At 73.5% G+C, this 22046-nt stretch carries 20 protein-coding genes, 1 tRNA gene, 1 pseudogene and 1 riboswitch; of the genes and pseudogenes, 19 read left to right on the top strand and 3 right to left on the bottom strand.

Annotated elements, in window-relative coordinates; all coding sequences use genetic code 11:
* The first annotated feature begins 93 nt into the window (after positions 1-93).
* Positions 94-252: riboswitch (cyclic di-AMP (ydaO/yuaA leader) on the top strand.
* A gap of 4 nt (positions 253-256) precedes the next feature.
* The 4 genes from OG852_RS08200 (at position 257) to OG852_RS08185 (ending at position 4934) form a co-directional block, all read left to right on the top strand.
* Positions 257-1228 (top strand): M23 family metallopeptidase, encoded by a 972-nt coding sequence (locus OG852_RS08200; protein WP_330347466.1) that lies wholly within the window; start codon positions 257-259, stop codon positions 1226-1228.
* A gap of 183 nt (positions 1229-1411) precedes the next feature.
* The gene (locus tag OG852_RS08195; RefSeq protein ID WP_330347465.1) at positions 1412-3325 is read left to right on the top strand and encodes a rhamnogalacturonan lyase family protein; all 1914 of its coding nucleotides are present in this window, start codon (positions 1412-1414) and stop codon (positions 3323-3325) included.
* Complete coding sequence (locus tag OG852_RS08190) at positions 3309-4022, top strand: DUF6250 domain-containing protein (protein WP_133917649.1); 714 nt, start codon at positions 3309-3311, stop codon at positions 4020-4022. Before OG852_RS08195 ends, OG852_RS08190 begins: the two co-directional genes overlap by 17 nt.
* Before the next feature lie 126 nt (positions 4023-4148).
* Positions 4149-4934: an SGNH/GDSL hydrolase family protein gene (locus OG852_RS08185; protein ID WP_133917648.1), complete on the top strand. Its 786-nt coding sequence runs from the start codon at positions 4149-4151 to the stop codon at positions 4932-4934.
* 30 nt (positions 4935-4964) lie between these two features.
* Here the strand turns inward: OG852_RS08185 and OG852_RS08180 are convergent, their stop codons facing one another.
* The gene (locus OG852_RS08180; RefSeq protein WP_133917647.1) at positions 4965-5582 is read right to left on the bottom strand and encodes a TetR/AcrR family transcriptional regulator; all 618 of its coding nucleotides are present in this window, start codon (positions 5580-5582) and stop codon (positions 4965-4967) included.
* Between the two features lie 67 nt (positions 5583-5649).
* Positions 5650-6831, bottom strand: a complete 1182-nt coding sequence (locus tag OG852_RS08175; RefSeq protein ID WP_133917646.1) for a Glu/Leu/Phe/Val dehydrogenase dimerization domain-containing protein — start codon at positions 6829-6831, stop codon at positions 5650-5652.
* Positions 6832-6968: 137 nt separating this feature from the next.
* Between OG852_RS08175 and OG852_RS08170 the strand changes: the two genes are divergently transcribed.
* From OG852_RS08170 to OG852_RS08105, 15 genes and pseudogenes are all read left to right on the top strand, one after another.
* A complete protein-coding gene (locus tag OG852_RS08170) occupies positions 6969-8186 on the top strand; it encodes an MBL fold metallo-hydrolase (protein ID WP_330347464.1) in 1218 nt (405 codons plus the stop codon).
* Positions 8187-8560: 374 nt separating this feature from the next.
* A pseudogene (locus tag OG852_RS08165) lies at positions 8561-10544 on the top strand (ATP-binding protein).
* A complete protein-coding gene (locus tag OG852_RS50915) occupies positions 10448-11578 on the top strand; it encodes a hypothetical protein (protein WP_443064514.1) in 1131 nt (376 codons plus the stop codon). Before OG852_RS08165 ends, OG852_RS50915 begins: the two are co-directional and overlap by 97 nt.
* Positions 11579-11637: 59 nt before the next feature.
* Positions 11638-12072: a roadblock/LC7 domain-containing protein gene (locus tag OG852_RS08160; protein WP_133917645.1), complete on the top strand. Its 435-nt coding sequence runs from the start codon at positions 11638-11640 to the stop codon at positions 12070-12072.
* Between the two features lie 2 nt (positions 12073-12074).
* Positions 12075-12446: a DUF742 domain-containing protein gene (locus tag OG852_RS08155; protein ID WP_133917644.1), complete on the top strand. Its 372-nt coding sequence runs from the start codon at positions 12075-12077 to the stop codon at positions 12444-12446.
* Positions 12424-13083, top strand: coding sequence for a GTP-binding protein (locus OG852_RS08150; protein ID WP_330347462.1), 660 nt, complete (start codon positions 12424-12426; stop codon positions 13081-13083). Before OG852_RS08155 ends, OG852_RS08150 begins: the two co-directional genes overlap by 23 nt.
* A 112-nt stretch (positions 13084-13195) precedes the next feature.
* A complete protein-coding gene (locus OG852_RS08145; protein ID WP_133917643.1) occupies positions 13196-13756 on the top strand; it encodes a GAF domain-containing protein in 561 nt (186 codons plus the stop codon).
* A gap of 184 nt (positions 13757-13940) precedes the next feature.
* Positions 13941-14969, top strand: a complete 1029-nt coding sequence (tdh, locus tag OG852_RS08140; protein ID WP_133917642.1) for an L-threonine 3-dehydrogenase — start codon at positions 13941-13943, stop codon at positions 14967-14969.
* Positions 14970-14997: 28 nt separating this feature from the next.
* Complete coding sequence (locus tag OG852_RS08135) at positions 14998-16191, top strand: glycine C-acetyltransferase (protein ID WP_133917641.1); 1194 nt, start codon at positions 14998-15000, stop codon at positions 16189-16191.
* 31 nt (positions 16192-16222) lie between these two features.
* Positions 16223-17125, top strand: a complete 903-nt coding sequence (locus OG852_RS08130) for a LysR family transcriptional regulator (protein ID WP_133917640.1) — start codon at positions 16223-16225, stop codon at positions 17123-17125.
* 46 nt (positions 17126-17171) lie between these two features.
* Positions 17172-17753 (top strand): helix-turn-helix domain-containing protein, encoded by a 582-nt coding sequence (locus tag OG852_RS08125; RefSeq protein WP_330347461.1) that lies wholly within the window; start codon positions 17172-17174, stop codon positions 17751-17753.
* Positions 17750-18277: a GNAT family N-acetyltransferase gene (locus OG852_RS08120; protein ID WP_330347460.1), complete on the top strand. Its 528-nt coding sequence runs from the start codon at positions 17750-17752 to the stop codon at positions 18275-18277. Before OG852_RS08125 ends, OG852_RS08120 begins: the two co-directional genes overlap by 4 nt.
* 30 nt (positions 18278-18307) lie before the next feature.
* Complete coding sequence (locus OG852_RS08115; RefSeq protein ID WP_133917638.1) at positions 18308-18664, top strand: MmcQ/YjbR family DNA-binding protein; 357 nt, start codon at positions 18308-18310, stop codon at positions 18662-18664.
* Positions 18665-18760: 96 nt separating this feature from the next.
* Positions 18761-18834: transfer RNA gene (locus OG852_RS08110), tRNA-Pro, on the top strand.
* A gap of 777 nt (positions 18835-19611) precedes the next feature.
* Positions 19612-20262, top strand: a complete 651-nt coding sequence (locus OG852_RS08105) for a sigma-70 family RNA polymerase sigma factor (protein WP_330351417.1) — start codon at positions 19612-19614, stop codon at positions 20260-20262.
* On the opposite strand, the gene murJ is transcribed toward OG852_RS08105, so the two are convergent.
* Entirely contained in the window at positions 20252-21904 is a 1653-nt protein-coding gene (murJ, locus tag OG852_RS08100) for a murein biosynthesis integral membrane protein MurJ (RefSeq protein ID WP_443064513.1), read from the bottom strand. The genes OG852_RS08105 and murJ overlap by 11 nt on opposite strands.
* Between the last annotated feature and the right edge of the window lie 142 nt (positions 21905-22046).

The following is a 22046-nucleotide window of genomic DNA, read 5'->3' as shown; positions in this document are numbered from 1 at the left end:
GGAACAGGGCAACCACTGCTTGTTCCCGTGCGTCCGGGTCGCTTACGTTCCAGACCCATCCGGACGGACGCCGAATCCTGCCGCCGTCCGGAATCCGCACACTCACCCGTGCACGGCAGGAGCGGGGGACCCACAGGCACAACCGCCTGGTCCGGTCTCCGGAACAGGCTCGGGGTAAAGCCGCGACCCGTCGCGGCCGGACATCTCCAGTCCGCACCCGACAGCTCACCTCGTAGGCGCCGGAGAGGAATTCGCCATGCCCGCGAAGGGTAAGCACCGCCGCCCGAAGACCCAGCGTTTCACCCGCTCCATCGCCGTCGCCGGAACCGGCGGGGCCGCACTCGCCCTCCCGCTGATGGGGGCCACCGGCGCCCACGCGGCCACCCCGCAGTCCGTTTCCCGGTCGGCCGCTCAGGCCGTTTCCGGATCGGTCGCCGAGAACGCCGTACAGGCCGCTCCCGTGTCGCGGAAGTCCGCCGCCGCGAGCACGAAGACCTACACCGTGCGGGCGGGCGACTACCTCGCCAGGATCGCCGACGAGCAGCGGGTGCGCGGCGGCTGGCAGAAGCTCTACGCGGACAACCGCGAGGCCGTCGGCGGCAACCCCTCGCTGATCCACCCCGGCCTCGAGCTGTCGATCGGAAAGAAGGCCGCGAGCACCGGTTCGTCGTCCGGCTCGTCCGCGACGCGGTCCTCCAAGGCGTCGCAGTCCGCGCAGCCGTCGACCTCGAAGTCCTCCGACGCGAAGGCGTCCCCGTCGTCCTCGTCCTCCTCGAACACGGCCGCCCAGGCCGCGGAGAGCGGCACGAGCACCGTCGGCGGTTACACCCTTCCCGTCTCCGGCGCGACCGTCGGCACCGGCTACAAGGTGGCCGGCAGCATGTGGTCCAGCGGCTACCACACGGGCGTCGACTTCGTCGTCCCGACCGGCACCTCCCTCAAGGCCATAGCCGCGGGCACGGTCGTCTCCGCCGGCTGGGGCGGGGCGTACGGCAACCAGGTCGTCATCAAGCTCAACGACGGCTACTACGCCCAGTACGCCCACCTCTCCCAGCTCTCGGTCTCGGCCGGTCAGACCGTGACCGCCGGGCAGCAGATCGGTCTCTCCGGCGCCACCGGCAACGTGACCGGCCCGCACCTGCACTTCGAGATCCGCACCACGCCGAACTACGGCTCCGACGTGGACCCCGTCGCCTACCTCCGCTCCCACGGCGTCGCCGTCGGCTGACCCCCGCCGACGACGACCGTCGAGCACGCCTGACACGCACGCCTGACACGCAGGGCGAAGGCCGGACCCCGATCCCCGGGGCCGGCCTTCGCTTTGCGTGTTCATGATCGTCGTATTGCGGTCTTGTGGCATCCCTTTTCGCACCGTCGACAGCCGGGACAGGGTGGGGCCACAGTGATCACCATGAAGGGCAAGCGCTTTCTACGAAGAACCGTCGCCGTCACCGCCGCACAGCTGCTCGCCGGCCTGCTCTGTGCCCCCGCGGGACAGGCGGCCGCCGAGGACACCCCGCGCCGCATCGTCGAGAATCTGGACCGCGGCCTGGTCGCCGTACCGTCCGAGGACGGCAGGAGCACCTTCCTGAGCTGGCGTCTGCTGGGCACCGAGTACGCCCGTCACGGCGACGCGATCGCCTTCGACGTGTACAAGAACGGCCGGCGGCTGAACCGCACGCCGCTGCGGAGGTCGACCACCTACCGCGACACCACCCCGGGCACGGGGACGTACACCGTGCGCGCGGTTGTCGACGGCCGGGAGCGGAAGGCCGGTGCGCCCGCCCTGGTCCTCGCCGGCGGTTACGCCGAGATCCCGCTCGCCGCCGCCGACGGCTACACCGTCCAGCACGCCTGGCCCGGCGACCTCGACGGCGACGGACGGTACGAGCTCGTCGTCAGCCGCCTGTCGCAGACGCGCGACCGGCCGGACCTGCTGGAGGCGTACACCCTCACCGGCGAGCGGCTGTGGCGGGTCGACCTCGGGCCCGGATCCCACACGCAGGTCGGCGGGAACGGCGCCAACGACCCGGCGCCCGCGGCGATCAGCGGCTCCACGGCGATCGGCGGCTACCGCAACGACGACAACGTCACGGTCTACGACCTCGACGGCGACGGCAGGGCGGAGGTGCTGGTGCACACGGCCGCCGGGACCACCTTCGCCGACGGCGGCCAGGTCACCGCCGCCTCGCCCGCGCGCCAGTTCGTGTCCGTGATCGACGGCGCGACGGGCACCGAGCGCACCCGGCAGCCCGTCCCCGACGACTTCGTCGCCGACGGCCCCTCCGGCGGCCACTTCGGCATCGCGTACCTCGACGGCGTACACCCCAGCCTGGTCACGAAGCTGGTCACGCGGGTCGGCGCGAAACGCGGTTCCTTCCGGGTGCTGTTCCAGACCTGGGACTACGACGGCACGGAGCTGACCCGCCGTTGGAAGTACGTCGTCGACCCGGCGAGCGGCGCCACCGGCTTCCACCAGATCCGCACGGTGGACGTCGACGGCGACGGCAGGGACGAGATCGCCGACGGCAACTACGTCGTGAACAGCGACGGCACCCTGCGTTACGTCGTCGCCGGGGCCATCCACGGCGACCGCTTCGACATCGCCGACCTCGACCCCGACCGGCCCGGTCTGGAGGGCTTCGCCATCCAGCAGTCGGAACTCGGCATCGTGTCGAACTTCCCCTGGTACTACTACGACGCCGACACCGGCGAGCGGCTCGTGACCGGCACCCACCCGGCCGATCCGGTGAGCGACGCCGACCTCGACGTCGGCCGGGGCAACGCCGCCGACATCGATCCCGGCCACCGCGGCTACGAGTACTGGACGTCCACGGCCGACGTGACCCGGCCCGGCGCGGGCGTCTTCAACGTCCGGGACGGCAAGGTCTCCACCACCACGCCCAGCGTCAACTTCCGTCTCTGGTGGGACGGCGACAAGACGGCGGAACTGCTGGACTTCACGCGCGTGGAGAAGTGGGACCCGGCGACCGCGACCAGCGCCACCCTCTTCGACCCGTCCGGGGTCGTCTCCGGCGCCCGCAACGCCACCCCCTTCTACGGCGACCTGATCGGCGACTGGCGCGAGGAGATCCTCGCCGAGACCGCCGACCACACCGCCCTGCGCCTGTACACCACGACCGAGCCCACCGACACCCGCGTCTACACCCTCGCCCAGAACCCCGCGTACCGCCTCGGCTGGACCGTCCGCGGCTATCTGCAGTCGACGTACACCGACTACTACCTCGGCACCGAGACCCGCCGGATCCCCCGGCCCGCCCTCACCACCACCCAAGGAGCCGATCGACGTGACGACCACGCGTAGAGCATTCGGAGCACTGGCGGCGGGCGCCGCCCTCGCCGCCCTCGGCCCGGCGGCGACCGCCGCCCCCGGCACGGGGTACCGCCACCGCCGGCTGATCGCCCGCGACGACTTCTGCCACGGCCTCGGCCAGTGGGCCGTGGAACTCGAGCGCGGCGGGACCGTCACGGCCACGCACGGGACTCTGGAGGTCGACGTGCCCGCCGGGGCGACCCTCTGGTTCAAGCGGCCCCTCACAGGGCCGTACGTCCTCGAATACGTCGCCACACCCGTCTCCGCGGGCGGCGTCAACGACCGTGTCTCCGACCTCAACAACTTCTGGAACGCCGTCGACGTCCGCTCCCCGGACGACCTCTTCGCCACCCCGCGCGGCGGCGCCCTCGCCGAGTACGACTACCTGAAGACGTACTACGTGGGCTACGGCGCCAACACCAACACCACCACCCGGCTGCGCCGCTACGTCGGCGAGGCGGGCGTACGGCCGCTGATCCGCGACTACACCGAGCCGCTGCTCGTGGCGAACGAACCGAACCACGTCCGGATCGAGTCCGACGGCTCCACCCAGCGCTGGTGGAACAACGGGCGGCTCGTCTTCGACTACACGGACCCGGAGCCGTACACCCGGGGGCACTTCGCGTTCCGCACCACCTGGAGCCATTTCCGGATCCGGAACTTCCGGGTGTGGTCGCCTATTCCCTGATTGGCCAATTCTTTAGGAGTGGCTTATCTCACCGTCCGTCAACCCTTTCCTACGGTCGCGTAGGTCACATTGGAAGGGGAATCATGAACGGCTGTGGCAGACGATTCGAAGAGTGACAACAGATCAGTGATCGGGTCGTACGTGGCGGTGGGGGACAGCTTCACCGAGGGCGTCGGCGACCCCGGCCCCGACGGGGCGTTCGTCGGCTGGGCCGACCGGTTCGCGGTACTGCTCGCGGACCGGCGGCCCGAGGGCGACTTCGAGTACACCAACCTGGCGGTGCGCGGAAAACTGCTCGACCAGATCGTGGAGGACCAGCTTCCGCGGGCCGTCGAACTCGCGCCGGACCTGGTCTCCTTCTGCGCGGGCGGCAACGACATCATCCGTCCCGGCACCGACCCCGACGAGGTCGCCGAGCGCTTCGAGCGCGCGATCGCCGCGCTGACCGCCGTCGCCGGCACGGTCATGGTGACGACCGGCTTCGACACCCGGGGCGTCCCCGTGCTCAAGCACCTGCGCGGGAAGATCGCCACCTACAACGGGCATGTGCGGGCCGTCGCCGACCGGTACGGGTGCCCGGTGATCGACCTGTGGTCCCTGAAGTCCGTGCAGGACCGGCGGGCCTGGGACGACGACCGGCTGCATCTGTCTCCCGAGGGGCACACGCGCGTGGCGCTGCGGGCCGGGCAGGCACTCGGGCTCCAGGTGCCGGCGGACCCGGAACAGGCATGGCCGCCGCTGCCGCCGAGGGGCACCCTGGAGGTGCGGCGGGACGACGTGCACTGGGCGCGGGAGTACCTCGTGCCGTGGATCGGGCGACGGCTGCGCGGGGAGTCGTCCGGGGACCATGTGACGGCGAAGGGCGCGCTGTCGCCCGAGGACATCAGGATGCGGATCGCCTCGGTGGCGTGAGGCGGGGACGAAGGCGGCGGGCCCCGGCGCTCAAGGGGCCTCGTCCGCGCCGTCCGGACGGGCCGACAGCTCCCGTGCCAGCGCCTCCTCCACCCACTCCTGCGCCCGTGCCCGCGACACCGTGCCGTCGTACGACGTGAGCTGTACGGCCAGGCCGTCCAGGAGGGCCGTCAGGCGCAGGGCCGTGCCGGTGGGGTCGGGACAGGTGAACTCGCCCGCCTCCACCCCCTCGGCGATCACCTCGGCGAGGGCGGCCTTCCACGCTCGGTCGAGGTCCCGGGCGACCTCCCGCAGCGCGGGCTCGCGCAGGGACACCGCCCAGCCCTCGATCCACAGCCGCCAGCCCTTGGCCTGGCCGGTGGGCGCGTACCAGCGCACGGCCGCCCGCAGCCGGCGCAGCGCGCTCGTCCGGCGGCCCAGCAGCTTGCGCAGATGAGCCAGGTCGTCCTCGGCGGCGTACGCGAAGGCGGCGGCGACCAGCTTCTCCTTGGTCGAGAAGTGGTAGAGGACCAGCGCGTTGCTCACACCGAGCGCCGCGGCCACGTCGGCGATCCTGACCGCCGCCACGCCCCGCGCCTCGATCTGCTCGATGGCGGCCCGCAGCAGCTCCTCACGCCGCTCGGCCACGCTCAACCGGACCCTCGCCACGCCGTCACCCTACACAGCGGCCGCCGCGGCACCGAGGGGCACGGCCCGCTCGACCTGCGCCGACGCGTCAGCGATGGCTGCCGAACCGCTCCGTGATCACCGGCAGCCGCTCCGCCGCGACCGCGTGCGCGGCGGCCCGGGGCGTCGTCCCGTCCGCCTCGGCACGCGCCAGGACCAGCTCCACCAGCGCCCGCATCGCACGCCGGGTGTACGCGAACGCCTCGTCCGCGTCCGCCCCGACGTCCCCGAACAGCGTCCACCACCACCAGGCGTTCGTCCCGGAGTTGACCACCACGTCCGGCAGGACCGTCACCCCGCGCGCGTGCAGCGACGCCTCCGCCTCCGGCAGCACCGGCATGTTGGCCGCCTCGGCGATCCAGCGGGCCGTGATCCTCTCCTGCTCCCCCGCGCCGATCGCGTACGACACCGCCGCCGGCACCAGCACCTCCGCGTCGGCCGACAGCCAGGCGTCGCCCGGCAGTTCGCGGTCGCCGGGCCGCAGCACCGAGCGGTCCACCGTGCCGTGGGCGTCCCGCGCGGCGAGCAGCGCCTCCACGTCCAGCCCGTCCGGGTGGGCGATCGTGCCCTTGACGTCGGCGACGGCCACGACGGTCAGCCCCGCGCGCGTGAGGAAGCGCGCCGTCGCGCCGCCCATGGTGCCGAGCCCCTGGAGCGCGACCCGCGTCCCCGGGTACGGCACCCCGGCCCGGTCCAGGGCGGTCAGCACCGACTCGGCGACCCCGCAGCCGCCGACCAGCTCGTCCAGCCCGATGCCGTCCACCTCGACCGCGAAGGCGTCCGCCAGCCGCGCGCGGGCCGCCGCCTCGTCGTCGAGCAGCGGATGGACCGCCTGCACCGAGGAGACCAGCCCCACCTCGGCGACCGCCCGGTCCACCAGGTCCTGGCTCAGCCCCAGGTCCTCGCCGGTGGTCCAGCAGCTCTCCACGTACGGCCGTACCGCCCGCAGGAAGCGCACCAGCAGGCCGTACGCCCGCGGGTCCCGGGGATCGCAGTCGATGCCCCCCTTGGCCCCGCCCAGCGGGACGTACCGGGCCTCGGGGTCGTAGTGCAGCGCCTCCTTCAGGCTCATCCCGCGCGCGAGGCCCGTCACCTCCTCCAGGGTGCAGCCCTCCCGCATCCGCAGACCGCCGCTGCACACCCCGCGCACCAGCCGGTCGACGACCAGGAAGCCACGGCGGCCGGTGACGTCGTCCGTCCAGGTGAGGGACAACAGGGGGGCGGCGGACATGGGGACTCCTCGGACGGACAGGGACGGACCACTACTGAACAGTGGGTCAGTATCGGGAGCCGGGGCGCGGGCTGTCAACGCGCTGTCGGAGGGGGCGACCATAATGGAATGCCTCAGCGACTCCACCTGGAGGTACCGTGTCCGGTTTCCGTTCCCTGAGCTCCGGGCTCCGCGCACTGCAGCCCGAGGGCTTCGGCGCGGACCCGAGCGGTGAGCGCATGGCGCGCATCCGCAGATCGCCCCACTTCAAGGACGGGGTCTTCCAGAACCCCGGCGGCCCCGCCCGTATCCGTCCCTCGGCTTCGGCGCTGGACCTCGCCAAGGTCTACTTCGACAAGGAGCAGCGGCCCCGCCGCGCCCCCTCCGGCACGGTCCCGGTGCACCCCACGACCCTCGCCGACCTCGCCAAGCCGCCCGCCACGGGCCTCAGGGTGACCTGGATGGGCCATTCCAGCGTCCTCGCGGAGATCGACGGGCACCGGGTGCTGTTCGACCCCGTCTGGGGCGAGCGCTGCTCCCCGTTCTCCTTCGCCGGGCCCAAGCGACTGCACCCGGTACCGCTGCCGCTGGAGGCGCTGGGGCCGGTCGACGTCGTCGTGATCTCCCACGACCACTACGACCACCTGGACATGCCCACGATCAAGGCGCTGGCCGGCACGGACACCCTCTTCGCGGTGCCGCTCGGCGTCGGCGCCCATCTGGAGTACTGGGGCGTGTCGGCGGACCGGCTGCGCGAGCTGGACTGGCACGAGGCGACCAAGGTCGGCGGACTCACCCTCACGGCGACCCCGGCCCGCCACTTCTGCGGCCGCGGCCTGCGCAACACCCAGCACACCCTGTGGGCCTCCTGGGTGGTCGCCGGCGAGGAGCACCGCGTCTACCACAGCGGCGACACCGGCTATTTCGACGGCTTCAAGGAGATCGGCGCCGACCACGGCCCGTTCGACGCGACGATGATCCAGATCGGCGCGTACTCCGACTTCTGGCCGGACATCCACATGACCCCGCAGGAGGGCGTGCGGGCCCACCTCGACCTCCAGGGCGGCGAGCCGGGCGGAGTCCTCCTGCCGATCCACTGGGGCACCTTCAACCTCGCCACGCACGCGTGGGCGGAGCCCGGGCAGTGGACCAAGGACGCCGGCGAGGCGGCCGGCCAGTCCGTCGCGACCCCCCGCCCCGGTGAGCCCTTCGAGGTCACGGCCGAGCTCCCCGCGGACGCCTGGTGGACGGCTGTCTCCCGCCCGATCGCCCGCCCCTGGCTCCCGGCGGAGCCGGGCAGGCCGACCGTCGGGCCCGAGACCGGCAAGGGCGCCGCCGAGGGCGGCGAGGCCCCCGAAGCGGTTCCGGCGGGCTGACCGGAACGGCGCCGGAGCGCCCTTCGAGCCAAGGCCAAAGTGGATACGGAGAGTGAGCGGAGCTCCGACCGGGACGAGGCTCGGAGAGGGCTCGGCGGATGAACCGGAAGCGTGCGCCGCGACTCAGGGCGAGGGGCGAGGAGCGAAAGGCTCGTCGCCCCTCGCTGTTTGCTCGAGAGCGGCAATGACCAGGTCTGATCGATTTCTTTCTCGACTGTTTCCCGTCGGACGCCGGGTCATCGGACTGCCGTGCGACGCCTCATACCAGAGCGGGACGCTCCCCGGGGGAGTTTGTCAACTGCCCACCGCACATGATGCGGAGGCAACTACTGTGAGTGGCCGACCAGGCCCACGGACACAGTACGAGGACACCGATGTCTCACCTCCGCGCACCGTCCGCACGTGCAGACCGCCGTGAGGGCGGACGGCACGGGCGACCGGTAGCCCGCACCGCACCCGCACCGGCCGAGACGCACATACGGCCCCAGTTGCTGCGGCTCGCCGTACTGCCGCCGACCGCGGTCGCGCTCAGCGCCTGCGCGGTCGTCCTGTTCACCGTGCGCTCCACCGGCACCCGTCCCGGACCGGTCCTGTGGGCCGTCCTGGCGGGCGCGGTGGCGGTCACCGGCGTCGGCATCCTCGTCGCGGCCGTCGCCGCCGACCGCGCCGCCCGCTCCGTCAGCGACCGCATCGCCGCCCTGCGCCGCAGCAACGCGCGCGGCGAGGCCGACCTGCGCGCGCTCGTGGAGACGCTCCGCCGCGGCGAGGTGCCGGACCGGCGCAAGGGGCGCGGCGCGCCGCCGGCGGACGCCGACGACTTCGAGCTGCTCGCCGCCGACCTCGCCCGTGCGCACGAGGGCGCCGTCACCGCCGTCGTCCAGGCCTCCCAGTTGTCCAGTCAGGCGGGCAGCGAGCAGAAGCTCGAGGTCTTCGTCAATCTCGCGCGGCGGCTCCAGTCCCTCGTGCACCGGGAGATCTCGATCCTCGACGAGCTGGAGAACGAGATCGAGGACCCCGAGCTGCTCAAGGGCCTCTTCCACGTCGACCACCTCGCCACCCGCATCCGCCGCCACGCCGAGAACCTCGCCGTCCTCGGCGGGGCCGTCTCACGGCGGCAGTGGAGCAACCCCGTCCCCATGACCGAGGTGCTGCGCTCCGCCATCGCCGAGGTCGAGCAGTACGCGCGGGTCAAGCTCGTCCCGCCGATCGACGGGGAGCTGCGCGGGCACGCCGTCGCCGACGTCATCCATCTCCTCGCCGAACTCGTCGAGAACGCCACGGTGTTCTCCGCTCCGCACACCCAGGTGCTGCTGCGCGCCAACCTCGTCACCTCCGGGCTCGCCGTCGAGGTCGAGGACCGGGGGCTCGGGATGCCCGTCGAGGAGCAGGCCCGGATGAACGCCCTGCTCGCCGACCCCGACCAGGTCAACGTCGGCCGCCTGCTGGCCGACGGCCGCATCGGCCTGTTCGTCGTCTCCCAGCTCGCCCGCAGGCACGGCATCCGGGTCCGTCTCCAGTCCAACATCTACGGCGGCGTCCAGGCCGTCCTCGTCGTCCCGCAGGCCGTGCTCGGGGGCCCCGCCGGGGCGGTCGTACCGGCCCGGGACCCGTTCCCCCAGGACACCGCCGAGGGCTCCGCCCGGAGCGACCGGGGACCGGCACCGGCGGCCCCGGCCCGAGGCCCCGCCCCGTTCGGGCCCGTCTCCGGCACGAGGGGCGCGGACAACCCGCCCGCCCTGCCGCAGGGCCGGGCCCGAGGCACGGGGAGGCAGCCGCTCACCCCGCAAGGGCAGGGCACGGGCGCCGTGCGACCGCCGGTGCCGAGCACCGCGCCGTCGGCGGCGGAGGGCACGGCCCGGCGACCGGCGCCGTCCCCGGCGCAGGCGCGGGCGCAGACACGGGCGTGGGGTGGCACGGATCGTCCGTCGGTGTCCTCGCGACCGCAGACCGACGGCACGCCCGCCGGGCACCCGTTCACCGCACCGGACGCGCGGAGCACCTCCGACCCGACCGGCTCCCGGGTACCGACCCGCCTGCCCTCCGGTCCCGCCGCGACCGACTCCCCACGCCCCCGGCCCACCACCGAGGCGACCCGCGCCGGGGCCACGTCCGCCGAGACCGGAGCGACGGCTCAGGGCCGTTTCGCTTCCACCGCCGGGTCGAGCCCGTCGCCCGCCCCGCGCGATGCCGCAGCGGTGGGGGAGGGGACCTCGCCGGGGCGTTTCGGCTCCGGCGGCGGTGCGGGTTCGTCGACTGCCCCCGTGGTGCCGCGTGACGGCGCAGCCGGTGACGGCGCGAACGTCTCCGGCGCCTCCGCGTGGTCGACGGACACCGGTGACGTGGGTGGGTCCGCGCTGACCGCGCGGCTCCGGTCCCTGTCCGACCAGGGCAGGAGTCCCGGCTCGGCTGCGGCTGCCGGTGCCCCGGGCGGGCCGTCGGTCGGCGACGCGATGGCCGCGGCGGGGCACGGGCCGGCTGGACCCGCGCCCCTGCCCGTCCGAGGAGTGGGCGGGCCGTCGGTCGGCGACGCGGCGGTCGCGGCGGGGCACGGGCCGGCTGGACCCGCGCCCCTGCCCGTCCGAGGAGTGGGCGGGCCGTCGGTCGGCGACGCGATGGCCGCGGCGGGGCACGGGCCGGCTGGACCCGCGCCCCTGCCCGTCCGAGGAGTGGGCGGGCCGTCGGTCGGCGACGCGGCGGCCGCGGCGGGGCACGGGGCGGCCGGACCCGCGCCCCTGCCCGTCCGAGGAGTGGGCGGGCCGTCGGCCGGCGACGCGATGGCCGCGGCGGGGCACGGGGCGGCCGGACCCGCGCCCCTGCCCGTCCGAGGAGCCCGGCACGAGCGGCCCAACCCCGCCGAGGCCGTGCCCGGTATCCGGCGGGCCGAGCGGGCTGTTGTGGAGGAGAACGCCGGCCTGGCACCCGTGCCGCGCAACGGACCCGTCCGCGGGACCATGGGCAAGCCCCAGCTGCCCCGGCGCCGCGCCCAGGAGCACATCGCGCCCCAGCTGCGCGGCGGCCCGGCGCCCCGTCCGGACGCCGAGCAGCCCGCCGCCCACGATCCCGGTCTGATGGCCGCGTTCCAGCGCGGGATCGGTCTCGCCGAGGCGCAGCAGAGCCTGGAGGCGGAGGTGCTGGAGTCCGCCGTGCCGTTCCCGGAGTGGGAGCCCCTGCAGCACGGCTCCTACCAGGCGTCCGACCCCGTCGCCCCACCGGATTCCCGCCCCCCGGCCGCGCCCCCGGCACCGGGCCCCGCGCACCCCCGGCACCCCGCCGCCCGGACGGCACCCGGAAGCCCCCTGCGGATGACCGACGGGGCCGGGGCCCCGCAGGGACCCGGTTCCGGTTCCGAACAGCCGAACCCCCGGCACGACGGGAGCGCCCCCGCCGGATGAGCGGTTCCCCCACCCCCAGCGCTCCCGCAGACCTTCGTACCCCAAGGAGTCGATCCACCATGGCGAGCGATGCGCCGACCGGCCAGGTATCCGATCTCGACTGGCTGATGAGCGGCCTCGTGCAGCGCGTACCGCACACCACCAGCGCCGTGCTGCTCTCCTGCGACGGGCTGGTGAAGTCGGTCCACGGCCTCGACGCCGACAGCGCCGACCACATGGCCGCCCTGGCCTCCGGCCTGTACTCCCTCGGCCGCAGCGCGGGCGTCCGCTTCGGCGACGGCGGGGACGTACGGCAGGTCGTCGTCGAACTCGACGCGACGCTGCTGTTCGTCACCACCGCCGGTTCCGGGACCTGCCTCGCCGTGCTCGCCGGCCGGGAGGCCGACGCCGCCGTGCTCGGCTACGAGATGGCGATGCTCGTCAAGAGCGTGCGGCCGTATCTGACGACCGCGCCCCGGCAGCACGCCGTCGATGCGTCGGTGACGGGAACTTGAGGGTGGCGGCGGCCGGCGACGAGCCCTGGCTCGACGACGCGGCCGGACGGCTGGTGCGCCCCTTCACGGTCAGCAACGGGCGCACCGAGCCCACCGTCGCCCTCGACCTCATGTCCCAGGTGATGGCCACCGGCGCGAGACCCCTCGGCTACCTCGGCCCCGAGCACACACAGGCCCTCGACCTGTGCCGGGCCCCCGTCCCGGTCGCCGAGGTCGCCGCGCACCTGAAATTGCCGGCGGCGGTCACCAAGGTCCTCCTGTCGGACCTCGTCGACTGCGGGGCCCTGACCACCAAGCCCCCCGAGTTCCACCACAACCCCACCGACCGGGCCCTACTGGAGGCAGTGCTCGATGGACTACGACGACAGCTCTGAGAGCGGCGCGTACGACTCGCGACAGACGTACGAGCGCTACGACGACGGCCGCGCCGACCCCTTCCCGACCGCCCTGAAGATCCTCGTCGCGGGCGGCTTCGGAGTCGGCAAGACCACCTTCGTCGGCGCCGTGAGCGAGATCGCCCCGCTCAGCACGGAGGAGCTGCTCACCACGGTCGGCGCGGCGACCGACAACCTCGACGGCATCGAGAACAAGGTCGAGACGACCGTCGCCATGGACTTCGGCCGGATCAGCCTGGACCCGCAGCATGTGCTGTACCTGTTCGGCACACCAGGCCAGGAACGGTTCTGGTTCATGTGGGACGAGCTGTCCGAGGGCGCCCTCGGCGCGGTCGTCCTCGCCGACACCCGCCGCCTGGAGGAGTGCTTCGCGGCCGTCGACTTCTTCGAGGAACGCGGCCTCGGCTTCATCGTCGCGATCAACGAGTTCGACGGCTCCCACCGCTACGACCCCGACGAGGTGCGCGCCGCCATCGACCTGGACCCGGCCATCCCCGTCGTGCGCTGCGACGCCCGGATCTCCGCCTCCGGCGTGCAGACCCTGCTCACCCTCGTCCGCCATCTCATCGCCCACGCACCGGCGGCACCCCAGCCGAGCCGCGGCGCCACCATGTGACCCCCGCACCCCACGTCATGGAGCCGCACATGCCGTACGACGTCCCCGACGCACCCGACGTCTCCCGGGACCGCGACCGACCGCACGGAGCCCGCCCGCCCGGAGCACGCCCATGAGCTACGACCCGCCCCGCCCGGCCGGTCGTCTGCTGCTCACCCCGGAGGACAGGGACGCCCCCGCCCGCACCCTGAGGCTGCGCCGACTCGGCCTCGGGGAGTGGCCGGAGCCCGCCCTGGACTCCTTCGCCGAGCGTCTCGCCGAGCTGACCGGAGCCTCCTACGCCATGGTCAACTTCCCCCGGGAGGAAGGGCAGTTCTTCGCGGGGCTGCACACCCCGGCGGGGGGAGAGGCGGCCCGGGGCGGCAAGCCCGAGGTGGGCCGGCGGCTGCCGCGCGCGTACGGCTACTGCCCGCACGTCGTCGTCCGGCGCAAGGCGCTGGTCCTGGAGGACGTCGGTGACTACCCGCGTTTCGCGGGCAACCCGGTCGTCGACGAGTACGGCGTCCGGTCCTATCTCGGCGCCCCGCTCATCGACTCGACCGGCACGGTCCTCGGCACGGTCTGCGCCGCCGACCTCGCCCCCCGACGCTGGGGCACGACCGGCCTGGACACCATCAAGGCGACCGCCGCCGACCTCGTCGTACGCCTGGAGGCGGGCACTCCACCGGCCTAACCGGGTGTGTCGGCGCCGTCCAAGATCGGGGCGTGAAGGAAAGCTGTTGCTCCGCTTAAGAAAAGCTCGATGGACCGGGGCCGGTGGCGTACGGCAGATTGCTCAGCGAATCCACCCCCTCCCCGGCAGCGGGGCGCCGCGGCCTGCCCGTGCGCCTCCCGGGCCTCACCACAGGAGCCGCAGCTTGAAGGCGCTGGTCAAGGAGAAGGCGGAGCCCGGGCTGTGGCTCCGGGACGTCCCGGAGCCCGAGGCCGGCCCCGGTGACGTACTGATCAAGGTGCAGCGGACCGGTATCTGCGGCACCGATCTGCACATCCGGGCCTGGGACGGCTGGGCGCAGCAGACCATCGGCACCCCGCTGGTCCTCGGCCACGAGTTCGTCGGCGAGGTCGTCGGGACCGGGCGGGACGTCACCGACATCGCCGTCGGCGACCGGGTGAGCGGCGAGGGCCATCTGGTGTGCGGCAAGTGCCGCAACTGTCTCGCCGGGCGCCGCCATCTGTGCCGGGCCACCGTCGGCCTCGGCGTCGGCCGCGACGGGGCCTTCGCGGAGTACGTCGTACTGCCCGCGTCGAACGTGTGGGTGCACCGGGTCCCCGTGGACCTCGACGTGGCCGCGATCTTCGACCCGTTCGGCAACGCCGTGCACACCGCGCTGTCGTTCCCGCTGGTCGGGGAGGACGTGCTGATCACCGGCGCGGGACCCATCGGGCTGATGGCCGCCGCCGTCGCCCGGCACGCCGGCGCCCGCAACGTCATGGTCACCGACGTGAGCGAGGAGCGCCTGGAACTCGCCCGCAAGATCGGCGCGACCCTCGCCCTCGACGTCTCCGGCTCCTCCATCGCCGACGGCCAGCGTGAACTCGGGCTGCGCGAGGGCTTCGACATCGGCCTGGAGATGTCCGGCCGCCCCGAGGCCCTGCGCGACATGATCGCCAACATGACCCACGGCGGCCGCATCGCCATGCTCGGGCTGCCGGCCGAGGAGTTCCCGGTCGACTGGGCCCGGATCGTCACCTCGATGATCACCCTCAAGGGCATCTACGGCCGGGAGATGTTCGAGACCTGGTACGCGATGTCGGTCCTGCTGGAGGGCGGCCTCGACCTCGCCCCCGTGATCACCGGTCGGTACGGGTACCGCGACTTCGAGGCGGCGTTCGCCGACGCGGCGAGTGGCCGCGGTGGCAAGGTCATCCTCGACTGGACCGCGTAAGTCACCCGCTTCTCCTAGGAGTTCTGCCATGTTCGACTCCGTGCGCGACGACCTGCGCGCCACCCTCGACGAGATCCGCGCCGCCGGACTGCACAAGCCCGAGCGGGTCATCGGCACCCCGCAGTCCGCGACCGTCGCGGTCACGGCCGGCGGCCGCCCCGGCGAGGTCCTCAACTTCTGCGCCAACAACTACCTCGGTCTCGCCGACCACCCCGAGGTCGTGGCCGCCGCCCACGCGGCGCTGGACCGCTGGGGCTACGGCATGGCGTCCGTGCGCTTCATCTGCGGTACGCAGGAGGTCCACAAGGAGCTGGAGGCCAGGCTGTCGGCGTTCCTCGGCCAGGAGGACACGATCCTGTACTCCTCCTGCTTCGACGCCAACGGCGGTGTCTTCGAGACACTGCTCGGCCCCGAGGACGCGGTGATCTCCGACGCCCTCAACCACGCCTCGATCATCGACGGCATCCGGCTGTCCAAGGCCCGCCGCTTCCGGTACGCCAACCGTGATCTGGAGGACCTGGAGCGGCAGTTGAAGGAGGCGTCCGACGCCCGCCGTCGGCTCGTCGTCACCGACGGCGTCTTCTCCATGGACGGCTATGTGGCGCCGCTGCGCGAGATCTGCGACCTCGCCGACCGCTACGACGCGATGGTGATGGTCGACGACTCGCACGCCGTCGGCTTCGTCGGCCCCGGCGGCCGCGGCACCCCCGAGCTGCACGGCGTGATGGACCGCGTCGACATCATCACCGGCACCCTCGGCAAGGCGCTCGGCGGGGCCTCCGGCGGCTATGTCGCGGCCCGCGCGGAGATCGTCGCCCTGCTCCGCCAGCGCTCCCGCCCGTACCTGTTCTCCAACACCCTCGCCCCGGTGATCGCGGCCGCCTCCCTGAAGGTCCTCGACCTGCTGGAGTCCGCCGACGACCTGCGCGTGCGGCTGAGGGAGAACACCGCGCTGTTCCGGCGCCGGATGACCGAGGAGGGCTTCGACATCCTCCCCGGCGACCACGCCATCGCGCCCGTGATGATCGGCGACGCGGCGAAGGCGGGCCGGATGGCCGAACTCCTGCTGGAGCGCGGGGTATACGTGATCGGCTTCTCCTACCCGGTCGTCCCGCAGGACCGGGCCCGGATCCGCGTCCAGCTCTCGGCCGCGCACTCCACGGACGACGTGCACCGCGCGGTGGACGCCTTCGTCGCGGCCCGCGCGGAACTGGAGGGCTGAGGGCCCCCGACATATTGCGATAATCGATCCCATGATCGAGGCGCGGCGGCTCCACATCCTCCGTGCGGTGGCCGACCACCGCACCGTGACGGCGGCTGCCGCCGCGCTGTATCTCACCCCCTCCGCCGTCTCCCAGCAGCTCGCCGCCCTGGAGCAGGAGACCGGCCACCGTCTCGTCGAGCGCGGTGCGAAGGGTGTACGGCTCACCCCGGCCGGCGAGATCCTGCTGAACCACACCCACGCGGTCCTCGCCCAGCTGGAGCGGGCCGAGGCGGAGCTGGCCGCCTACAGCTCCGGGGAGGCCGGCACGGTCACCGTCGCCGCCTTCGCCACCGGGATCGCCCTGGTCGTGGCGCCCGCGGTGGCCCGGCTCGCCCGCAGCGCGCCCGGGATAAGGATCCGCGTCCAGGACGCCGAGGGGGACGCCAGTCTGCCGATGGTCCTCGACCGGCAGGTCGATGTCGCCGTGGCCGTCGAGTACCGGGGCGCCCCGGCCGCCGACGACCCCCGGCTCGCGCACGTCCCGCTGTACGCCGAGCCCTTCGACGCGGTCGTCCCGGTCACCCACCGCCTCGCCGACACCGAGGAGGTCCCCCTCGCGGAGCTGGCCAAGGACCCCTGGATCGGTCCCTACCCCGGCAACCCCTGCCATGACGTGGTCGTCCTGGCCTGCGAGAACGCCGGATTCCAGCCCCGGCTCGAACACTCCTCGGACGACTTCCGCGCGGTCGTGGCGCTCGCCTCCGCCGACGCGGGCGTGGCGCTCGTGCCGCGCTCGGCCCTGCGCGGCATGGACCTCACCGGTGTCGTCGTCCGCCCGGTCGACGGCGCCGCCCCGACCCGCCGGGTCTTCGCCGCCGTACGCCGCGGCGCCGAGGAGCACCCGCTGATCCTGCCGGTGCTGGACGCGCTGCGGGAGGCGGCCCGGGCGTGAGCCGCCCGTAACCCGCCTGTTTCATATCCGGGATAACGTCCCGGATATGAAACACGCTGAGGAGGCGGCCCCGGACGCCGTCGATGCCCGACTGGGCGCCCGCCTGGCCGAACTGCGCGCCGAGCGCGGCTGGTCCCTGGGGGACGTGGCGGAACGCAGCGGGGTGAGCCGTTCGACGCTGTCCCGCGCCGAACGGGCCGAGACCAGCCCGACGGCCTCGCTGCTCAACCGCCTGTGCGCGGTGTACGGCCGCACGATGTCCCAGCTGCTCAGCGAGGTCGAGACCGAGCCCGCGACGCTGGTGCGGGCCGCGGACCAGCAGGTATGGCAGGACCGCGCCGCCGGCTTCCTGCGCCGGTCGGTGTCCCCGCCGCACCGCGGACTGCGCGGCGAACTCGTCGAGGGACGGCTCGCGCCGGGCGCCGACCTCGCCTACGACCGCCCGCCCGTACCCGGCCTCGAACAGCACATCTGGGTCCTGGAGGGAGCCCTGGCCCTGACCGACGGGGACCGCGAGCACCGCCTCGACACGGGTGACTGCCTGCGCCTGCGGGTGTGGGGCCCGACCCGGTTCCGCTGCCTCGGCGAGACCGAGGTCCGCTATGTGCTGGCGGTGGTGCTGCCGTGACCGCGACCGTACGGCGCCTGGACGCCTCCGGGTTCGCGCGCGCGGCCGGGGACCTGGCCGCCCTGCTCGTCGACACCGTGGACGGCGGTGCCTCGATCGGCTTCCTGGCGCCGCTGGACACCGCCGAGGCCCTCGCCTGGTGGCGGGAGCGGGCCGAGGGCGCCGCCGCCGGACACCTCGCGGTCTGGGCGGCGTACGACGGCGACCGGGTGGTCGGCACCGTCGGCCTCGCCTTCCCCGACAAGCCCAACAGCCGCCACCGCGCCGAAGTCGTCAAGCTCATGGTCCACCGCGAGGCGCGCGGCAGGGGCCTCGGCCGCACCCTCCTCACCACCGCCGAGCGGGCCGCCCGCGCCGCCGGCGTCACCCTGCTCCACCTCGACACCGAGACCGACAGCCCCGCCGAGCACCTCTACCGCACCGCCGGCTGGACCAGGGCGGGCGTGATCCCCGACTACGCGGCGGACCCGGCCGGAGTCCTGCGCCCCACCACCCTGTACTACAAACACCCGGCCGGCGGCTGACTGTCAGAGGCAGCGGCTACGGTGCGGAGCATGCCCGACGCCGAAGACGTACGCCGTATCGCCCTCGCCCTGCCGGACACCACGGAGAAGGTCGCCTGGAACATGCCCACGTTCCGGGTCGCGGGGAAGATGTTCGCCACCCTGCCCGAGGACGAGACCTCCATGGCCGTGCGCTGCCCCAAGGAGGAGCGCGACGAACTGGTCCTCGCCGAACCCGCGAAGTTCTGGATCGCCGCGCACGAGGCGCAGTTCGCCTGGGTGCGGGCCCGGCTGGCCGCACTGGAGGACGAGGACGAACTGCGCGCCATCCTCGCCGACTCCTGGCGCCAGGCCGCCCCGCCCCGCCTCCTCGACGCCTACCCGGAGCTGGGCCTGCCGACCGACTGACCGCGCCGGACGGAAACGGGTGCGCGACCACCGACCCGAGTGCGGTATTGTTTCCATGCGCGCTCGGCCAGGGGAAACCCCAGGTCAGACGGGCAACGGGACGTGGCGCAGCTTGGTAGCGCACTTGACTGGGGGTCAAGGGGTCGCAGGTTCAAATCCTGTCGTCCCGACAGAGCGAAGGGTCTTCGCAGGCGAGAGCCTGCGGGGGCCCTTTTCGTGTGCCGAGCGGACCGCGAGCCTGTGAGCTGGGCCGAGGGAGCTGTGGATTCGCCCAGCTCCCATGGGTGTGCGTGAGCGCGCTGCCAGGATGGGGCCCCATGATCCCGGGGTGCTTCTCGCGCGTGCTGAGGGCCGCTGTGTTCGCGGCCGTCTGTGTGCCGCTCGCCGCCCTGGGGCACGTCATGATGTCCGGGGACATCCTGTCCCGGTGGGCGCCGGTGCTCGGGTTCGCCGTCACGGGCGCTGCGGGCTGGTGTCTGACCGGGCGCGAACGGGGTGTGCCGCTGGTGACGGCCGTGGCGCTCGTCGCGCAGGCCGCACTGCACACCGCCTTCTCCCTCGCGCCGCCCGCCGGTGGCGGCGCCATGGACGGCATGGAGCACATGGGGTCCGGACCCGGCCACGGATCGGACGCCGGCATGCTCGCCGCCCATCTGGCGGCCGCCCTGCTGTGCGGGCTGTGGCTGGCGCACGGGGAGCGGGCCGGGTTCCGTGTGCTGCGGGCCGTCGCCGGGTGGCTGACGGCCCCGCTGAGGTGGCCGGCCGAACGGCCCGTGCCGCCGTCGCCCCCGCGCACCGGGGTGCGCGGCCGTTCGCAGCCGGGGCCGAGGCCGTTCCTCCTCGTCCACGCGATCACTTCCCGGGGGCCGCCCGCGCGGACCGCCGTCGTCCCACGACGGCCGGAACCGTACGGCGCTTTCCCCTCCTCCCGAGAAGGATCCACGGCGATGCCCCCTGCTCCGACGAGCGCTCCTGACACGAAGACGGGCAAACACACGAGCCCCCGGAACCACACCAAGTCCGCCCGGCACGGCACCCACCGCCGCGCCCACAAGGACACCCCCGCCGACGAGACCACCACCGCCCTCGCCCTGGCCGCCCGGCACGGGGACACCGGGGCCGTGGAGCAGCTCGTGCGGGCCCTGCACCGGGACGTGCTGCGGTACGTCGCCCATCTGTGCGCCGACCCGCAGGCGGTGGACGACCTGGCGCAGGACACCTTTCTGCGGGCGCTGGGCAGTCTGCACCGGTTCGAGGGACGCTGCTCGGCGCGGGCGTGGCTGCTGTCGATCGCCCGCCGGGCCGTGATGGACAGCTACCGGTACGCCGCGACCCGCCCGCGCCTCGCGGACCTGCCGGACTGGCGGCCGGTCGTCGAGCTCGCCCAGCCGCGCGGGCTGCCCGGCTTCGACGACGGGATCGTGCTGCGCGAGCTGCTTCAGGCCCTGCCCGCCGACCGGCGGGAGGCGTTCGTGCTGACACAGCTCCTGGGGCTGCCCTACGAGGAGGCGGCCCGGGTGAGCGACTGCCCGGTGGGGACGGTCCGCTCCCGGGTGGCCCGCGCCCGCGCCGCCCTCGCCGAGCAGATCACCCCGTGAGGGCAGCTCGGCGGAGCCGGCCGAGCTGTCGCAGCTCCTCGACCTTCAGCAGCCGGGCGAGGGCCGTGTAGGCCAGGCCGAGGGTGACGGTCCCCGCCGTGAGCGCCAGCGCGGTGGGGACCGTGCCGCCGCCCAGCCAAGCGCCGCAGGCCCGGTCGGCCGCCCAGCCGAGGGCCGCCGCCGGGGCGGAGGCGCACAGCAGCCGGGTGTACGTGCGGCGCAGGGCGCCCTCGTCGAGCCGGCCGCCGACCCGGCGGCGGACGAGGCGTGCGGTCAGGGCGAGTCCGGCCAGGTAGGACAGGGTGTAGGCGCCGGCCATGCCGGTCACCGCCCAGCGGACCGGCAGCAGCAGATGGCAGGCGGTGGCCAGGGCGATGTTCACCGCCGCGATCCACACCGCCATGAGGAACGGCGTCCGGGTGTCCCCGAAGGCGTGGAATCCGCGCAGCAGCAGATACTGCGCCGAGAACGGGATCAGCCCGAGGCCGAACGCCTGGAGCATGTGCCCGAGCGGCTGGGCGGAGGCCGCGTCGGCCGCCCCGTGCGCGAACAGCAGCGTGGCGATCCGCGGGCCGAGCGCCAGGAACAGGAACGCGGCGGGCACGACGACGACCCCGCTCACCCGCAGTCCCCGGGACAGATCGGCGCGCAGATCCGCGATCCGGCCCTCCGCCACCGCCCGGCTCATCCGCGGCAGCAGCGCGGTCACCAGCGACACCGTGACCACCGACTGCGGCAGCATCCAGATGGTCTGCGCGTAGGTGTACGCCGTGTATCCCGCGCCGGCGTCCGGCAGCGCCTGGTCGGCGGCGTTCGCGTAGTTGGTGACGACGGTCAGGGCGACCAGGTTGGTCAGGACGAACAGCAGCGTCCACTTGGCGGCGTGCACCCCGGAACCGAGCCCCGAGCCGCGCCAGTCGAACCGCGGCCGGAACCGGAACCCGGCCGCCCGTGCGAACGGCACCAGCGCCAGCGCCTGGACGGCGATCCCGGCGGTCGTCCCGACACCGAGCAGCCGGACCTGGGTGCCGGTGATGTCCTGCACCCGCCCGGGCACGGTCATCAGCCCGAGATAGGCCCCGAACACCCCGAGGAGCACGACGTTGTTGAGGACCGGCGTCCACATCATCGCGCCGAACCTCTCGCGGGCGTTGAGGACTTGGCCGTACATGTTGAACAGCCCGTAGAAGAAGATCTGCGGGAGCAGGAAGCGGGCGAAGACCACGGTGAGTCGATAGGCGTCATGGTTGTCCGGGGTGTCGCGCAGATACACGCTGACGATCTGCGGCGCCGCCCACACCGCCAGCGCCGTCCCGACGGCCAGCACGGACACCACGAGGGTCACCAGCCGCTGCTCGTAGGCCCGCCCGCCGTCGGCGTGCGTGGACCGGGCCCGCACCAGCTGCGGCACCAGCACCGAGTTCAGCGCGCCGCCGATCAGCAGGGTGTACAGGCTGGTGGGCACGGTGTTCGCCGTGTTGTACGTCGTCGCCAGCAGGCCGGTGCCCAGCGCGGCGCCCTGGAGCACCTGCCGGATCAGCCCGGTCGCCCGGGACACCACCGTGCCCAGCGCCATCAGCGCCGACGACCGCGCCGCACCGCCGGAACGTTTCCCCGCCCGCTGTTGTGTCGTTGCCCCCATCGGGTCAACCTACGACATCAAGATCCGCTCCCCCAACTCCTCCGACCACCAGGCCAGTTGCCTGCCGCGGCACTAGGAGCTGTTCGGAGTTCGGATCTTCCTGATGCTCGGTGGTGTGCTGGTCCGGGCTGGTAGAAGTCGC

The organism is Streptomyces sp. NBC_00582, assembly GCF_036345155.1.
Classification (GTDB): Bacteria; Actinomycetota; Actinomycetes; order Streptomycetales; family Streptomycetaceae; genus Streptomyces.
The sequence above is the reverse complement of the archived record's forward strand: the minus strand, read 5'-3'. Positions and strand labels throughout refer to the sequence as shown.

Excerpts from the sequence above, each read along its gene's own strand:
- OG852_RS08130 (WP_133917640.1), top strand. The coding sequence starts at position 16,223 with ATGATCGAGGCGCGGCGGCTCCACATCCTCCGTGCGGTGGCCGACCAC.
- OG852_RS08150 (WP_330347462.1), top strand. The coding sequence starts at position 12,424 with ATGGACTACGACGACAGCTCTGAGAGCGGCGCGTACGACTCGCGACAG.
- OG852_RS08145 (WP_133917643.1), top strand. The coding sequence starts at position 13,196 with ATGAGCTACGACCCGCCCCGCCCGGCCGGTCGTCTGCTGCTCACCCCG.
- OG852_RS08135 (WP_133917641.1), top strand. The coding sequence starts at position 14,998 with ATGTTCGACTCCGTGCGCGACGACCTGCGCGCCACCCTCGACGAGATC.
- OG852_RS08125 (WP_330347461.1), top strand. The coding sequence starts at position 17,172 with ATGAAACACGCTGAGGAGGCGGCCCCGGACGCCGTCGATGCCCGACTG.
- murJ (WP_443064513.1), bottom strand. The coding sequence starts at position 21,904 with ATGGGGGCAACGACACAACAGCGGGCGGGGAAACGTTCCGGCGGTGCG.
- OG852_RS08195 (WP_330347465.1), top strand. The coding sequence starts at position 1,412 with ATGAAGGGCAAGCGCTTTCTACGAAGAACCGTCGCCGTCACCGCCGCA.
- OG852_RS08105 (WP_330351417.1), top strand. The coding sequence starts at position 19,612 with ATGCCCCCTGCTCCGACGAGCGCTCCTGACACGAAGACGGGCAAACAC.
- OG852_RS08175 (WP_133917646.1), bottom strand. The coding sequence starts at position 6,831 with ATGTCCGCCGCCCCCCTGTTGTCCCTCACCTGGACGGACGACGTCACC.
- OG852_RS08160 (WP_133917645.1), top strand. The coding sequence starts at position 11,638 with ATGGCGAGCGATGCGCCGACCGGCCAGGTATCCGATCTCGACTGGCTG.
- OG852_RS08115 (WP_133917638.1), top strand. The coding sequence starts at position 18,308 with ATGCCCGACGCCGAAGACGTACGCCGTATCGCCCTCGCCCTGCCGGAC.
- OG852_RS08200 (WP_330347466.1), top strand. The coding sequence starts at position 257 with ATGCCCGCGAAGGGTAAGCACCGCCGCCCGAAGACCCAGCGTTTCACC.